The 16149-nt window shown below is 59.5% G+C and carries 13 protein-coding genes; 4 read left to right on the top strand and 9 right to left on the bottom strand.

Annotated features, from left to right (window positions below):
- Positions 1–86: 86 nt before the first annotated feature.
- Positions 87–566, top strand: a complete 480-nt coding sequence (gene moaC, locus ACSOSP_RS16340; RefSeq protein WP_455308307.1) for a cyclic pyranopterin monophosphate synthase MoaC — start codon at positions 87–89, stop codon at positions 564–566.
- A 27-nt stretch (positions 567–593) separates the two neighbouring features.
- Here the strand turns inward: moaC and ACSOSP_RS16335 are convergent, their stop codons facing one another.
- The 9 genes from ACSOSP_RS16335 to recA form a co-directional block, all read right to left on the bottom strand.
- Entirely contained in the window at positions 594–1799 is a 1206-nt protein-coding gene (locus ACSOSP_RS16335) for an HNH endonuclease (protein ID WP_455308305.1), read from the bottom strand.
- A gap of 189 nt (positions 1800–1988) precedes the next feature.
- A complete protein-coding gene (locus ACSOSP_RS16330) occupies positions 1989–3809 on the bottom strand; it encodes a PglL family O-oligosaccharyltransferase (RefSeq protein ID WP_455308303.1) in 1821 nt (606 codons plus the stop codon).
- A 230-nt stretch (positions 3810–4039) separates the two neighbouring features.
- Complete coding sequence (locus ACSOSP_RS16325; protein WP_455308302.1) at positions 4040–4654, bottom strand: pilin; 615 nt, start codon at positions 4652–4654, stop codon at positions 4040–4042.
- Between the two features lie 118 nt (positions 4655–4772).
- Positions 4773–5483: a TerC family protein gene (locus ACSOSP_RS16320; RefSeq protein WP_455308300.1), complete on the bottom strand. Its 711-nt coding sequence runs from the start codon at positions 5481–5483 to the stop codon at positions 4773–4775.
- 164 nt (positions 5484–5647) lie between these two features.
- Positions 5648–6529, bottom strand: coding sequence for a succinate--CoA ligase subunit alpha (gene sucD, locus ACSOSP_RS16315; RefSeq protein ID WP_031359567.1), 882 nt, complete (start codon positions 6527–6529; stop codon positions 5648–5650).
- A gap of 116 nt (positions 6530–6645) precedes the next feature.
- Positions 6646–7827: an ADP-forming succinate--CoA ligase subunit beta gene (gene sucC, locus ACSOSP_RS16310; protein WP_455310991.1), complete on the bottom strand. Its 1182-nt coding sequence runs from the start codon at positions 7825–7827 to the stop codon at positions 6646–6648.
- A gap of 184 nt (positions 7828–8011) precedes the next feature.
- A complete protein-coding gene (locus tag ACSOSP_RS16305; protein ID WP_455308297.1) occupies positions 8012–8701 on the bottom strand; it encodes a DUF2889 domain-containing protein in 690 nt (229 codons plus the stop codon).
- Positions 8702–8943: 242 nt separating this feature from the next.
- Entirely contained in the window at positions 8944–10587 is a 1644-nt protein-coding gene (gene recX / locus ACSOSP_RS16300; protein ID WP_455308296.1) for a recombination regulator RecX, read from the bottom strand.
- A gap of 16 nt (positions 10588–10603) precedes the next feature.
- Entirely contained in the window at positions 10604–11680 is a 1077-nt protein-coding gene (gene recA, locus ACSOSP_RS16295; protein WP_455308294.1) for a recombinase RecA, read from the bottom strand.
- A 226-nt stretch (positions 11681–11906) separates the two neighbouring features.
- Here recA and ACSOSP_RS16290 point away from each other — a divergent pair, with 226 nt between their 5' ends.
- The 3 genes from ACSOSP_RS16290 to ACSOSP_RS16280 all read left to right on the top strand — a co-directional run bounded on the left by ACSOSP_RS16290 (position 11907) and on the right by ACSOSP_RS16280 (position 16138).
- The gene (locus ACSOSP_RS16290) at positions 11907–12650 is read left to right on the top strand and encodes a response regulator (RefSeq protein WP_455308293.1); all 744 of its coding nucleotides are present in this window, start codon (positions 11907–11909) and stop codon (positions 12648–12650) included.
- Positions 12651–12674: 24 nt separating this feature from the next.
- On the top strand, positions 12675–14252 hold the full coding sequence (locus ACSOSP_RS16285; RefSeq protein ID WP_455308291.1) for a sensor histidine kinase N-terminal domain-containing protein: 1578 nt from the start codon (positions 12675–12677) through the stop codon (positions 14250–14252).
- A gap of 227 nt (positions 14253–14479) precedes the next feature.
- Positions 14480–16138, top strand: a complete 1659-nt coding sequence (locus ACSOSP_RS16280; protein ID WP_455308289.1) for an MFS transporter — start codon at positions 14480–14482, stop codon at positions 16136–16138.
- Positions 16139–16149: the final 11 nt, after the last annotated feature.

The following is a 16149-nucleotide window of genomic DNA, read 5'->3' as shown; positions in this document are numbered from 1 at the left end:
TTTGAAAGGCTTATCGTAGCAGCGTGCGCGCGCCCGGACCACCCGCGCGCCGCTGTTATGATGAGCGCCCGTTGCAAGGAGAGCTTATGTCCGGACTTACACATTTCGATGCTTCTGGCGAAGCGCACATGGTCGATGTCGGCGACAAGAGCGAGACGCGTCGCGTAGCCATCGCGCGCGGTTCGATCGTCATGCTGCCCGCCACGCTTGCGCTGATTCGCGACGGCAAGGCGAAAAAGGGCGATGTGCTCGGCGTCGCGCGAATCGCAGCGATCCAGGGCGCGAAACGAACCTCCGATTTGATCCCGTTATGCCATCCGCTGGCATTGACGCGAGTGGCGGTGGACTTTTCCATCGATGAAAGCCTGCCAGGCGTGTTTTGCGAAGTCCGCGTGGAAACGGTCGGGCGCACAGGCGTGGAGATGGAAGCGCTGACCGCTGTGCAGGTCGGACTGCTGACGGTTTATGACATGTGCAAAGCCGTGGATCGCGGAATGACGATTACCAATGTGAAGGTGCTGGAGAAGCACGGCGGGAAATCGGGGGATTGGGTGGTGGGGAGTTGATTATCCCCGCGCCGTACCGAAAGAAGCTCAGTTGTACACGAGCGCCCTCAAAGCAAAAAAGCTAGATTTCAGTGCCTCGCGGCTTTCGCCGAAGTGAGCCTCTCGATGATGCGACGGGCATAGACACACGACGTTGTCGATTGTGTCGACCCCGCCGTCAGCGAGCGGCTGGATGTGATGAACTTCGCAATACGGTTTGCGATCTCGACCGTTGAAACTCGGATGCGCGCAGCCGACCACCTCGCACTGAAACCCAGCGCGTACCTTTGCGATAGCGATGACGAGAGGATCGCGTTCGAATACGGTGCGTCGGGCGGGTCGGCTACCGGGCCTATCCGCGAGGGCCAAATGCATCTTCTGCGTCGCGTATTTTAATATCAAGTTTTCGTACGTCTGCTGGGCGAGCGTTCCCGCCTCTCGATCTACAGCCATTTCCAGCGCCGCTGCATCCGGCACAACGTCAATCAGTGCATCGCTGCTTCCCCACAACCGTTCGTATTCGGCATGAACGGCGACCGTCCGCAGTTCCATCGTTTCCGCGTCAAAAAACTCGGCCCAAACCGCTTTATCGATCTCACCTCCTCCCGACATTCCCAATCGAGGGTCCCGCGGATCGATGCTGCGGAAGTTCATCACTTTGTTATAGACCCCGCCGACTGCACGCCCCGTGACCAGCGAAACTACCGCAACCGGCGATTTCGGCAGCTTGGATACGGGAATTCCGAGTGTTTTGACGTAAGCCCACAATCCTGCGATCGACTCGCTTCGATTCCAGTCTTGGCCGACGCAAGCCCACATTTGAGCCATGCGCGCCGCTTCACTGTCAGTCATTAGAAAATTCGTACCTGCTGGCTGTTTCATAATCAGCATGTCCGAGAGCACGGGGTCGTCCTTCAACCATTCGCGTCGGATCTGTTCGCGGGGACTCGCCACGCGAATAATTTTTAGCCAAACGCGCTCAGATTCCAGCTGAGCTTCGCTTTCATCAAGCCAGAATCCAGCGCCGATAGTATCGGATGCAATCAACGCCACCGACGAGCAAACGACAGCTTCCGCAATGACGCCAGCCTTGTCTTTTTCCCCGGCTGCGGCCCGCCAGATATAGACGCGGTCGCCGATACGCATTTGATCGGCTTGACGGGAAACGGTCCAAGTTAATACGCTGGGGCGTGTCGCGAAAAAGCTTTCTAGATCGAACCTTTCGGGGTTCGCTTGAAATATCCAACTTTTCATGAAGTCGCCTCTCGCTTTGCGCTTAAATTGGCGCGAGGTTACTGGCTATTTCACACCGCGGGAAACCCGCTTGAGCGAAGTGTCACTCACTCGGTTGCACCGGGTAACCGTAGAGGCTGAGGCCAAATCGATTGAAAGAGTTCTGTTCTAGAAAGAACCTAAGGAGCCGCGTGGACTATGGCTCTATCTTCAATCATCCTCATCATCACTATCATCGTCAGTAGCGGACGGTGCGGGCACGCCATACATCTTCATCAGCTCGGCCTTGAACCCGGCCAGAGGCTGACCCTGATCGTCCAATAACTGATAAACATCCGCCAGTTGTTGCGGCCAGTCGTGAAGTTCGGTGGAGAATATCTTCAATCGGGCGATGGTATCGAGCGCGTCCTGCGATTGTCCGGCCAGCGCCTGCAACACCGCATAACGCCTCAACACGGTTTCCCCCGGCAACAACGCCAGCGCCTGGCGATGCATCACGAGCTTCGTTCCGAGGTCCTGGCTATTCATCGGCAACAATGTCGCGGCGCCATACTCCCCCCAAGCGCCAAATAAAAACGACGGATCCGCTCGATATTGCTCAGCCGGCTGCGAACCGTAATAGAGCACTTCAGACCGGTTGTAGTCGCGCAAGATGGGATAAAGCGAAGCCAGCCCAAGCACCACCAGCACAACGTACATTCCATAAGAAAACGACCGCGACACCCATCGCAATGGCCGGGTCTCCAACAGGCCAAAAATCAGCATCGCGGGCATCAAGAAGAACATGTACTGCTGCGGATACTCGACCAGCGCGTGCATCATCAGCACGCCCAGCAGCGACAGCGCGAATATCCGCGCAGGCGTATGCGGCGCACGCAGCACACGCACGAGCCAGCACACCACGCTGAACAACAAGATCGCCATTCCAAGCAGACCGGTTTTCGCGAGCAAGTCGATGAAGATATCGTGCGAATTGTTGGCGATCTCTACCCCGCCAAGCTCCCGCACAAACTCGTACTGATGCAGCGGGAACTCGCCCCAGCCTACGCCCAGCAGCGGATGCGTCAGGAACATGGTCCAGCCATACTTCCAGAGCGCAAGCCGCGGCGCGATCTGGTTCGCATCCTGCATCCGCTCCGCCGCCGACTGGCCAAGTTCAAGCTGAAAACGCAAATTCGCCCAGCGAATCGCCGCGTTCACCGCGAAGAACAACACGAGCAGCACGATCGGAATCACCCACGCGCGCGTTTTGCTGCGAGCGGCATGGCTGGTGGGTCCATCCGGGTCGCCGGCAACGGTCGAGCGGCCCTGGATGAGGGCCATCCAGAATCCCCCGACCACGATCACGCCCATCTGCAACCACGGTCCCCTCGATACGGTCAACGCGAGCCCGGTTGAAAAGATTGCCGACAAGACAAGCCACACGATCACGGGCAGGCGTCGCGTTTGCACCAGATACAGCGCACCCGCCGTCGCAAACGCGATGTAGCTCGCAAGATGATTCGCCTGCGCCATGTTGCCGAACGGCCGCCGTTCGATCGCCACGTTGTAGGCCACCACGAACGGCGAAAACCTCGGCTCCATGTGGAACAACTGCACGACCTGGCAAAACACGGCGAACAGGCCACCCACAATCAACGCCGCCGCACCCCAACGGAATGCTTTCTCGGCCAGGCCCGCGCGCACGAAGCCATAACCCGTATGCACCGCGATAAACGATGCCAGCAAATATCCGCCGCCGAGCCAGTTCATCGACGGCTGCGACACCGGCAAAACCACCGTCTGCGCCACGAGCAGAAGCCCAAGCACAAGCGGCATCAACGCGATGACCGGCGTCGCGAACGGCACGCGCGGCTCGGACAAGCGCACGATCAGCGCCATTCCCCCGCCAAGCATGAGGAACAGTGCAAGCGCGCTGAACTCGGCGTAGAAGGTCGGAATGGGATACGTGTGGTTGACGACCGCGTACGGGATCGTCAGTGCCAGACAGAGGACAGCAAAAGAAAGGTAGCGCGCTATGTTTGAAGGCATGTGGGGTCGGGAACGTCGGCAACCGGCGCACTATACAAAAAATTACCCATGCTGTGCGGCACCTGGCATGAAATGCGCCGAAATCACCGTCATTCCTGAAAATTCCGTGGCGGTTTCGGCGAAATACCGAGGCTGGCCGCAATCCACGTGCACGCTCACAAGCGTCATGACGACGATTCACAGCGATTACGGTTTCATGCGGCCGGCCTTTCAGGTCCTTTATTGGCGCGTCAAGTCCTGCATTCCGGCGGTGCAAGATTAGGCGGTAATGTTGGCGCTTCCGTCGGTGAGGGACCCGCACCCGGCGCCGGCAACGAAGACGCCGTTTTCGTGGCGGCGAAACATTCCCACGTGATCGATCCGGCCTGAACCGAACCCTTCGTCAGAACCGTACGTGCAGTCGGCGCCTCGGCGTTGTCCGGAGTTGACGGTACAAGCACCAGCGTATTGGATCCGGCCGGCGCCACGCGCGTGGAAAACGCGATGGTGACTTGCCCATTGGTATCGTCGACGTGAATCGACTCCACGTTCCGGGTCCCCGGCGGCGACGAATATCCCCCGCCCAGGTCGGAGCCGCTCGCGGCATTCTCCGCCACCGCCAACCGTGCCGACGATGCCAGCGACAAGCCCTCGCCCACCCGACTGCGCGCCAGATAATCCTGATAGGCCGGAATGGCGTACGCCGCGACCACGCCGACAATCGCCAGCACGATCATCAACTCGATCAACGTGAAGCCCATCCCGAATCGCTTTGTCTTGCCGCGCGTAATCAGCCTTCGAAACCACGTTTTGCCGCTACCCGCTTCATCTACCCTGCACACCGCTGCTGTCATTGCTGCTGCCATTGCTGAACTCCCAAAAAGACGAGGCGCCTGGTTGCGTAATGCAATCCAGACGCTTCGATCTTATTGAGTGCGGCCCGGTCTCAACAGTCAGCCTGACGGCCTATGCCTTGACCCGAAATCAGTGCGCGACTTTCGCTTCCTTCGCCAACACGCGCCGCCGAAAGTACCACCCGACGGCTAGCACCAGCACCGCACCCGCCACGTGCGCGGTGTACTCGGCGCCCAGCACGTTCAATTCGGGCCAGCGGTCAAAGAACGGATCATCGATCATCAATCCGCCTGCGATCCACCCGAGCAAACCAGCGCCGAGCGCAATCACGATCGGGAATTTGTCGAGCAGCTTCAGCACCAGCGTGCTGCCCCACACGATCAACGGAATACTCACCAGCAGGCCAAAGATAACCAGCGCCAACCGATGATGCGGATCGGCCGCTTCAGCCGCACCGGCCACCGCGATCACGTTGTCGAGGCTCATCACGGCGTCGGCCACGATGATCGTCTTGATCGCGGCCCAAAGCTGGTCGGTCGGCTTGATATTCGGGTCGCTGTGATCCGGCATCATCAGCTTCACGCCGATCCACAACAACATCAGCCCGCCGACGAACTTGAGGAACGGGACATCGAGCAACACCACGGCGAACGCGATCAACGCGACCCGCAACACGATGGCGCCGAGCGTACCCAGCAGCACGCCGCGCGTGCGTTGCTGCGCCGGCAAGTTCCTGCAGGCGAGCGCAATGACGACGGCGTTATCGCCGCCAAGGAGGATATCGATAACGATGATTTGCAGAACAGCGCCCCAATGGAGCGTGGAGAAAAATTCGAGCATGAAAAAACCGGTGAACGACAGCGACAAAAGGTACGCGCAATAAAAAAAGCGGGGAAGCCTGAGCTCCCCCGCTTTTAGAACCGACGTTTTACGAAAGGCTTACGCAAGCATAACGCAGCCCCGCGTTTTCTGTCGATCGGCCGTTCCTTAGACCCTAAGGTCCCTTAAAGCATCGCCTTCAACAGACGCGCCATTTCCGACGGGTTCTTCGTCACGGTGATACCGCACGCTTCCATGATTTCAAGCTTGGCATCGGCCGTGTCCGCGCCGCCCGAAATCAGCGCGCCCGCGTGACCCATGCGCTTGCCGGCCGGAGCCGTGACGCCCGCGATGAAGCCAACCACCGGCTTCTTCATGTTGTCCTTGATCCAGTAAGCCGCGTTCGCTTCGTCCGGGCCGCCGATCTCGCCGATCATGATCACGGCGTCCGTGTCGGGATCGTCGTTGAACATCTTCATGACGTCGATGTGCTTCAGACCGTTGATCGGATCGCCTCCAATACCGACTGCCGACGATTGGCCAAGGCCAATAGCCGTCAACTGGCCAACCGCTTCGTACGTGAGCGTGCCCGAACGCGACACCACGCCAATACGGCCCTTGCGGTGGATATGACCCGGCATGATGCCGATCTTCAGTTCGTCCGGCGTGATCGTGCCCGGGCAATTCGGTCCGAGCAGCAGCGTCTTGCGATTTTCGCGACGCATACGGTCCTTGATCTCGAGCATGTCGCGCACGGGAATGCCTTCCGTGATGCAAATGGCGAGATCCAGGTCGGCTTCGACCGCTTCCCAGATTGCAGCAGCGGCGCCAGCCGGCGGTACATAGATCACCGAAACGGTTGCGCCCGTTTCAGCCTTCGCTTCCGCGACGCTTGCGTAGATTGGGATGCCTTCGAAATCTTCGCCGGCGCGCTTCGGGTTCACGCCCGCCACGTACGCTTCACGGCCGTTCGCATACTCGCGGCAAGCGCGGGTGTGGAACTGACCGGTCTTGCCGGTAATACCCTGGGTGATGACCTTGGTGTCTTTGTTGATCAGAATCGACATAGTGTGACCTCTGTTCGTCGACGTCGCCCATGCCTCGAATGCTCATGGAGCACTCGGGCACAGCCGACGCCTTTCGTATCTGGTGGAACGCTCGTAATCCGGTTGTTAGGCCTGGATTACTTGCCCTCGGCTGCTGCAACAACCTTCTGCGCAGCTTCTTCCATGCTGTCGGCCGCGATGATCGGCAAGCCTGAATCCGCCAGCATCTTCTTGCCGAGATCTTCGTTCGTGCCCTTCATGCGCACGACCAGAGGCACCTTCAGCGACACGGCCTTCGACGCTTCGATCACGCCTTCCGCGATCACATCGCAGCGCATGATGCCGCCGAAGATGTTCACGAGGATTGCCTTGAGGCCCGGGTTCTTCAACATGATCTTGAAGGCTTCCGTGACCTTTTCGGTCGTCGCACCGCCGCCCACGTCGAGGAAGTTGGCCGGCTCGCCGCCGAACAGCTTGATCGTGTCCATGGTGGCCATTGCCAGACCGGCGCCGTTCACCAGGCAGCCGATGTTGCCATCGAGCGAGATGTAGGCCAGATCGAACTTCGACGCTTCCACTTCAGCCGGATCTTCTTCGTCGATATCGCGATACGCGACGATGTCCGGGTGACGGAACAGCGCGTTGGCGTCGAAGTTGAACTTGGCGTCGAGTGCGATCACCTTGCCGTCGCCCGTGACGATCAGCGGGTTGATTTCCGCCAGCGATGCGTCCGTTTCCCAGAATGCCTTGTACAGGCCTTGCAGGATCGCGCGCGCTTGCGGGATCGAACCTTCCGGAATGCCGATCTTGCGCGAGAGGTCATCGGCGTCTGCGTCTTGCAGACCCGTCGACGGCTCGACGGCGAACTTGTGCAGCAGTTCCGGCGTCTTTTCCGCGACTTCTTCAATGTCCATGCCGCCTTCGCTCGATGCCATCACCACGACTTTTTGCGTGATACGGTCGAGCACGAGGCCGATGTACAGTTCCTTCTTGATGTCCGCGCCTTCTTCGATCAGCAGGCGGTTCACCTTTTGGCCTTCAGGGCCGGTCTGGTGCGTGACGAGTTGCATGCCGAGGATCTGGTTCGAATATTCGCGAACCTGGTCCAGCGTCTTTGCAACCTTCACGCCGCCGCCCTTACCGCGGCCGCCAGCGTGAATCTGAGCCTTGACGACCCATACCGGGCCGCCCAGCTCTTCAGCGGCCTTGACCGCATCGTCCACCGAGAACACGGGCTTGCCGCGCGGGACCGCGACGCCGAACTTCCGCAGGATTTCCTTTCCCTGGTACTCGTGAATCTTCATGCGTGATTCCTTCAGTCTGAGAGTTGGATTGAACTTCGATTACGTGGATTAAAGGATTGCTAGGGTTACGTTCAGCGTTGCTTTCCGCGTCAAAGTACGCGCGTACGGCGTTATGCTGATATTTCCTGGTCGGCCAGTTCTGGGAACCTGCTCTTGCTAAATTCGCTTAGGGTCTGCTGCTGAGTCCGCTTGATTCCGCTTAATTTCGCTGAGCCGGCTCCACTTCGCTTCCGGCCTTTCTGGAGTTGTCCTGATTCTCTATCCGGTCTGTCCCGCCGCGAGGCGCGTGGCCAAACCAGCGCGGATAGTATTGCCGAACGGCCTCACCGTCGAAACGCAATGCGTTGCAACGGCCAAGCTGGAATGGGGGTTTGTCGGTTTCTTTTTCGGCTTCTGTGCTTGCTGCTGTGCTTGCTGAACTATCCGATGGTTCGCCGGGCGCGCCGCCTTTTTCGGTGTTCCACACTTCGCCGGCAAATGCCTGGATAGCGGCTGTTGGCAACACGGCGCAGAGTTCGGTGATATGCGTGCAACCGGTCGTTCCGGCCAGCAAACGGCTGGATTCGCGACGGAAATTTTGCACAAGATTGAGGCCGATGAGCGCGCGATACGCAGTGTTCGATGCTGCGCACAGACCCGCATACGGAGCCCACTCGGAAGCCGCTTCGGCGTCGACGATGTTGAACGTGCGGTCGATAGTGATGCGCAGCCAGAGTTCATGGATCGGCAGGCCTTGAGGCCGGACGCCCGCCGCGAGTTTGACGTCGCGCGGCTTTTCATCGGTTAGACAGGCTTCGATATCCCACAAGCCATCTTCACGCTCAAACGCTTCCATTCGAATCGCGCGGCGATGGCGCAACTGTCGGGAAACGGGCGGAGAAAGCGGCATGTGCAGAGGAAGGCCGGAATGAGAAAACGCCGAAATTTTACCATACTGGCCATTTTCAGCCGGACCGAGTTGCCGCGGGGAAGCTTGAGGGGCAATGCAGAGGCTTGGGCGGGAGTTTGTTTCGCAGAGGTATGCGGCGGCGGGGGATCTTGCTCAGCGCCGAGGTCGGAGTTTTTGTTTGTGCTTTTGGGGTGGTTGAAATTCATCCTTCACGCGTAGCTGCTGCCAATAAACGGCAGCGCCTATTCGTCGATAAATTCGTCGTCGCCCGCTTTCAGCACTTTCACGATCGTCCCGCCGTTGAATCCTCGCGTGGCGAGAAAGCGCGCTTGTTTCGCGCGTTCGGCCGGCGTCGTCGGCAGATCGCCGAATTTCTTGCTCCAGACCTCGCGAGCTCGGGCGAGTTCGGTTTTGTTCAACTCAGCACCGGCATCCTGAATCAGAGTTTCGTCGATACCGTTGCGCTTCAACTCGTGCACGATCCGGCTTGTGCCAAGACGAGTGCCCCGTCGATGAACGACACTCTCCACAAATCTCTCGTTCGATAACCATCCTTCACGTTCAAGCGCGTCGAGCAAGGTGTCGAGGGATTCGCCTTCACCGACATGCGGCGTCAGTTTGCGGGACAACTCAGTGCGGCTATGTTCACGACGCGATAAATAACCCAGCGCACGGCCGCGTAACGATAATTGCGGCCCTTTTCGCTTGGAATCGCCCGTTGCGGAGGCTTTGCCGCGTCCGGAAGAGCCGCGTGAATAAACCGGTTCGGTGTTCTGGCTTTCGCTAACCGCATCCGTTGCCGGTGGCGCGCACTGTTCGAAGGGCTCGAATGGATCGGCTATGTCGATGCCAATTTCTTGCTGGATGCCCGGGGAAATAACCGCGGGTTTCGATTTCGATTTGCGGGCAGCTTTTTCAGGCGCGGTTTGTGATGGAACAAGTGCCTGTGCCTGTTCCAGCACCGCTCGAGCGCACTTTAAGCGCTCCTCGGCATTGACCGCGTCCAAACCAGCCGGCGAATCAGGCTGCACGGGTTCGCTTTGGTGCTGGTCGACTTGCGGCGACGCTGCAATATCGGCGATTTCGGCACGTTGGGGCGTTTTCTCTTCAGCGGGTTTTGCTGACTTCGGCGAATTGCGACGGCTGGTTTGCCGGTCGGTAGATCGTTCGAAAACATCCTCGCCGTCAGCGGACGGAGATGAAGATTTTCCACGCGCACCTTGACCAGACACTTTGCGTCCGCCCAACCCGCCACGTCCAAATTTGCTGCGATCACTGGATCGCTCGTACTCAGCCGAGGTATCTGCGGAGGCACTATTCGAAGACGACCGAGCCGACACTCCGCCGCCGAACGATCCACGTTTCGGATACGCACGATCGCTCGACCGTTCGAACACCGGCTCGCTGTCCTGCTGCGTGGTTTCGCCTGCTTCCTGCAGACTTGCGGCGATCGCCTCAGCCTTGCTGCTGCCGCGCGATGACAAACTGGAACCACCCGCCCGCCCAAAGCTGCTTTTCCTGGCGAAGCTACTGTTACCGCTACTGCCACTACCACTCCCAGCACTCTTGCCGCTGGAAAACCCACCACCCTTATTAAACCCACCGCCCCCACTTTTCTCGCCGGAAACCCCACCACTCTTCGAGAAGCTGTTTCCAAACGAACGACGCGCCGACGCAGATCCCTCCGCACCGACGCGTTCGCTTGCTGCTGCGCGGTATCGATCGCTGCTACGTTCATAGCGATCAACCTCTTCCTCGGCACCGAGACTTTCGTCTTCGTCGCCGATGGACTTCGAGCCGTCCGGATCTTCCTTTACGTCCTGCTCCGCGTCACGATTTGAATCGCGACCGGTCTTCGATCCGAACCGGCTCTTGCTGCGCATCATCTTTACCGCCTAAAACTCATTCTTCTTCATCCGCCACTTCGGCAACACCCGGTGCAATTGCATCGGCCATTGCATTGACGCCCAGCGATTCGCGAATCCGATTTTCGATTTCACGCGCCATTTCAGGATTCTCACGCAGGAATTCGCGTGCGTTGTCCTTACCTTGACCAATCCGTTCGCCGTTATAGCTGTACCAGGCGCCGGCCTTATCGACCAACTTGGCCTGCACGCCCAAGTCGATAATTTCGCCCTGACGCGAGATGCCTTCGCCGTAGAGAATGTCAAAGATGGCTTCGCGGAACGGCGGTGCAACCTTGTTCTTCACCACCTTCACGCGGGTTTCGTTGCCGATCACTTCGTCGTTCTTCTTGATCGAACCGATACGGCGAATGTCCAGGCGCACCGATGCATAGAACTTCAGCGCGTTACCACCCGTGGTGGTTTCCGGATTGCCGAACATCACGCCAATCTTCATGCGGATCTGGTTGATGAAGATCACCAGGCAGTTCGTGCGCTTGATCGTGCCGGTCAGCTTGCGCAGCGCCTGCGACATCAAACGTGCTTGCAAACCAGGCAGCGAGTCGCCCATTTCGCCTTCGATTTCAGCCTTCGGCACCAGTGCCGCGACCGAGTCGATCACGATCATGTCGATGGAACCCGAGCGCACGAGTGCGTCGCAGATTTCCAGCGCTTGCTCGCCCGTGTCCGGTTGCGAGATCAGCAGGTCCGACGGACTCACGCCAAGCTTTTGTGCGTAAGCGATGTCGAGCGCGTGTTCCGCGTCGATAAATGCCGCCGTGCCACCAACCTTCTGCATCTCCGCAATCACTTGCAGCGCCAGCGTGGTCTTGCCCGACGATTCCGGACCGTAGATTTCCACTACGCGCCCACGCGGCAAACCGCCGACGCCCAGTGCAATATCCAGTCCGAGCGAACCGGTCGACACCACTTGAATGTCTTCAATGGCTTCGCCGGCGCCGAGCCGCATGATCGACCCCTTGCCGAATTGCTTCTCGATCTGCGCGAGCGCGACGGCAAGCGCCTTGCTCTTCTCTGCAGACATCCCGCCCGGGCCTTTCTTGCTATCTTCCATGAATCGTCCTTTGCTATGATGAACGGCGTCTGGCGCATGCCCTTGGGACTTTTTTCCGGTTGGGCGCACTGCTGCAGACACTGTATAAAAAAACAGGTGTTTTTGCAAGTCCGATCGAAGCGCGTAGTTTCAGCGCCACGTTCGACCCATGCGGGACACCACTACACCTGGAGACCGCCGCGCCGGGCGAATTGCGGTGCCGGCAATGCTTTTTGCGCACACTACGATGCGAATCCTCATTGCCGAAGACGACAGCATACTCGCGGACGGTCTCATTCGATCACTCCGCCAATCGGGCTATGCCGTGGACCATGTGCGGCACGGCGTGGATGCGGACAACGCGCTGTCGCTACAAACTTTCGACCTTCTGATCCTCGATCTGGGCCTGCCGATGATGTCCGGCCTGGAAGTCTTGAGACGCCTCAGGGCCCGCAATTCCCAGATGCCCGTGCTCATCCTGACGGCCGCCGACAGTGTCGACGAGCGCGTCAAGGGCCTCGACCTCGGCGCGGACGACTACATGGCCAAACCGTTCGCGCTGAACGAGCTCGAAGCCCGCGTGCGCGCCCTTACCCGGCGTGGCGCGGGAGGCGGCCCGACCGTCGTCAAACATGGCGCGCTCGCGTTCGATCAGGTCGGGCGCATTGCGTCCATCAACGACCAGGTCATCGAATTATCGGCGCGCGAACTCGGCGTGCTTGAAGTCCTGTTGCAGCGAGTTGGCCGGCTGGTGTCGAAGGAACAACTCGTCAACCACCTTTGCGAGTGGGGCGAGGAGGTCAGCAACAATGCGATCGAAGTCTATGTCCATCGGCTAAGAAAAAAAATCGAGCCCGGCGGCGCGCGGATCATAACCGTTCGCGGGTTAGGCTATAGCCTTGAAAAAGCCGTTGCCGCGGTGGCCACTCCTGTAGCGCCTGCCCCGGCAAATACCGACGAGCCTGCCTCGCCCAGCCCGCAGTACAAGTAGCAAGTAACCACGAGTAATTACGCCATGGGCTCGCCAGCGTCCCCCGAGCGCGCCGCTCCGGCGTTGCGCGAGCTATCGCCAATTTCGCCCGATTTGCCCGAAGCCGATCCCGACGCTTCCCGCGACGCGCGTTATGCGAATCCGTTCGCGCCGCCCGACGAGCTCGAGCCCGACGGCGAGCCCGCGCCGCGTTCGCTATTCGGGGAGATCCTGGACTGGATGCTCGCGCCGCTGCTGCTGTTGTGGCCGATGAGCATTGCAGTCACGTATCTTGTCGCCAAGTCGATTGCCAACGGGCCGTTCGACCGCGCGCTGGAAACGGATGCGTATGTGCTCGCGCGGCAGATCGCGCCGGTGAACGGCGTCGCGGAATTACGCTTGCCGAACGCTACCCGTGACTTCCTGCGCGCGGATAACGTGGACAGCGTGTTTTTCCAGGTGCTGGGGACGCGCGGTGAACTGGTAGGTGGCGACGCCGACATGCCCTTGCCTCACGACGATGACCGGCCGCAGCCCGGTATCGTGGAGTTTCGTGACGACGTGCTGCGCGGCAACGACATTCGCATCGCTTATACGACCGTGGAAGCGCCGACGCTCTCTCACCCGGTGTTGGTGCAGGTGGCCGAGACGCTCGATAAACGCAGCCAGTTGGCCAACGACATCATCAAGGGCGTGATCCTGCCGCAGTTCGTGATTTTGCCGCTGGCTATCGTGCTGGTCTGGTTTGGGTTGTCACGTGGACTCGCGCCGCTGCATGCGCTGCAGGCGAATATTCGCGCCCGGCGTCCCGATGATCTTTCGCCGCTAGAAGCCAGCCGCGCGCCTCCGGAAATTGCGCCATTGGTGGCGTCGTTCAACGATCTGCTCAATCGGCTCGAGCAGAACATGCAGTTGCAGAAGCGTTTCATAGCGGACGCCGCGCATCAGATGAAAACGCCGCTCGCAGGCTTGAGGACGCAGGCAGAGTTGGCGCTGCGGCAGGATGTATCGGCGGAAGTGCAGCGCTCGCTCGAGCAGATAGCGACGAGCTCGGAGCACGCGGCGCGACTGGTGACGCAACTGCTCGCGCTGGCTCGGGCGGAGAACCGGATGTCGGGGCAGATTTTCTCGCGCGTCGAGTTGACCGACCTCGCACGGCTTGCCGTGCGCGACTGGGTGCAGGCGGCGTTGGCGAAACGGATGGACATCGGTTACGAGGAGCCGCCGCATCCGGTCGAGGTTGAAGGCAACGCGGTGATGCTGCGCGAAATGCTGTCGAATCTTATCGATAACGCCATTCGCTATACCCCGCCCGGAGGCCGGATCACGGTCCGAGTGCGCACCGACGAGTCCGACACGCGCCACGTCTTTCTCGAAGTGGAAGATACGGGATTGGGCATTCCTGAAGCGGAACGCACTCGTGTGGTGGAACGGTTCTATCGAATTCTTGGGCGTGAAGGCGATGGCAGCGGACTGGGTCTTGCCATCGTCCGGGAGATCGCGTTGATGCACGGCGGCACCCTCGATATAGACGATCACGTGTACAGCGAAGCGCCGCGACAAGCCGGAACGCTTGTCAGGGTGGGCTTGCAGCGGGTTTATCCTGCCCGGGACAAACCCTGATGGAAGCTCATCCAACATTTTTGCATGATCGAATTTAGACGGATGTTAGCCAACTTATTGAGATAGAAGAGCGCAGATTTGAAGCATTTGGATGAATAAGAAGATAGGAAAGCGTCTAAGCGCCCGCCCCTTCCGCGTCAGAACGCCGTAAGTTTTCGCTCCAATAATCGTTGCACGGCGCCGCTATCCGCGGATGCCATTCAAAGATCAATACAGGAGATGATTTCATGGCAACGGTCGAGGGGCGCATTTCCCACGCACCGATGACGAGCGAAGAACGGCGCGTGATTTTCGCGTCATCGCTAGGCACGGTATTCGAGTGGTACGACTTTTATCTGGCGGGCTCGCTTGCCATCTATATAAGCAGGACGTTCTTCTCCGGCGTCAATCCGACTGCTGCCTTCATCTTCACCTTGCTCGGCTTTGCGGCGGGTTTTGCCGTGCGGCCGTTCGGCGCGATTGTGTTCGGGCGTCTCGGCGATATGGTCGGGCGCAAGTACACCTTCCTTGTGACCATCGTGATCATGGGTCTGTCGACGTTCGTGGTCGGGCTACTGCCTGGTTACGGCACGATCGGGATAGCCGCGCCTGTGCTCTTCATCGCGATGCGGCTGCTGCAGGGGCTGGCGCTCGGCGGGGAATACGGGGGCGCTGCGACTTACGTGGCTGAACATGCGCCCGCCAACAAGCGCGGCGCGTGGACGGCGTGGATCCAGACGACGGCAACGCTTGGGCTTTTCATCTCGTTGCTCGTGATCTTGCTGGTGCGGAGTTCTGTCGGTGAGGAAACGTTCGGTGCGTGGGGCTGGCGTGTTCCGTTCCTGGTGTCGATCCTGCTGCTCGCTGTGTCTGTGTGGATCCGGATGAAGCTGCATGAATCGCCGGTGTTCGAGCGCATCAAGTCGGAGGGCAAGACGTCGAAGGCGCCGCTGACCGAAGCGTTTGGGCAGTGGAAGAACCTGAAGATCGTGCTGCTCGCGCTGTTCGGGCTGACGATGGGACAGGCCGTGGTTTGGTACACGGGCCAGTTCTACACGCTGTTTTTCCTGACGCAAACGCTGAAGGTCGATGGCACCAGCGCGAACATCATGGTGGCGGTGGCGTTGTTGATCGGGACGCCGTTCTTCCTGTTCTTCGGTTCGCTGTCGGACAAGATCGGGCGCAAGCCGATCATCATGGCCGGGTGCCTGATTGCCGCGCTGTCGTACTTCCCGCTCTTCCACGCGCTGGCTCACTACACGAATCCGACGCTGGAAGCCGCGACGGTGAAGGCGCCGATCAGCGTGATTGCCAATCCGGACGAGTGTTCATTCCAGTTCAACCCGGTGGGGACATCGAAGTTCACGACCTCCTGCGATATTGCCAAGAGCGCATTGTCGAAGGCCGGTTTGAACTACGAGAACGTGGCGGCTCCGGCCGGAACGATCGCGCAGGTCAAGGTGGGCGACACCGTGGTGGATACGTATGACGGCAAGGCCGCCGATGCCAAGGCCAAGGGCGCCGCGTTCGACAAGACGCTGGCTGGCACGCTGAAGTCGGCGGGTTATCCGGCGAAGGCAGATCCGGCGCTGATCAACTGGCCGATGGCTATTGTGATCCTGACCATCATGATGATCTTCGTGACGATGGTTTATGGGCCTATCGCCGCGATGCTCGTCGAGATGTTCCCGGCGCGGATCCGGTACACGTCGATGTCGCTGCCATATCACATTGGCAATGGCTGGTTCGGCGGGTTCTTGCCGGCGACGGCGTTCGCTATCGTGGCCGCAAAGGGGAATATTTTCTCGGGGCTGTGGTATCCGATAGTGATCGCCTTGGCGGCGTTCGTGATCGGGATGCTGTTTGTCAAGGAGACAAGAGGGACGGCGGTTTATGACTCGGATTGATATTCGGGTCG

Source organism: Caballeronia sp. KNU42, assembly GCF_053760385.1.
The sequence above is the reverse complement of the archived record's forward strand: the minus strand, read 5'-3'. Positions and strand labels throughout refer to the sequence as shown.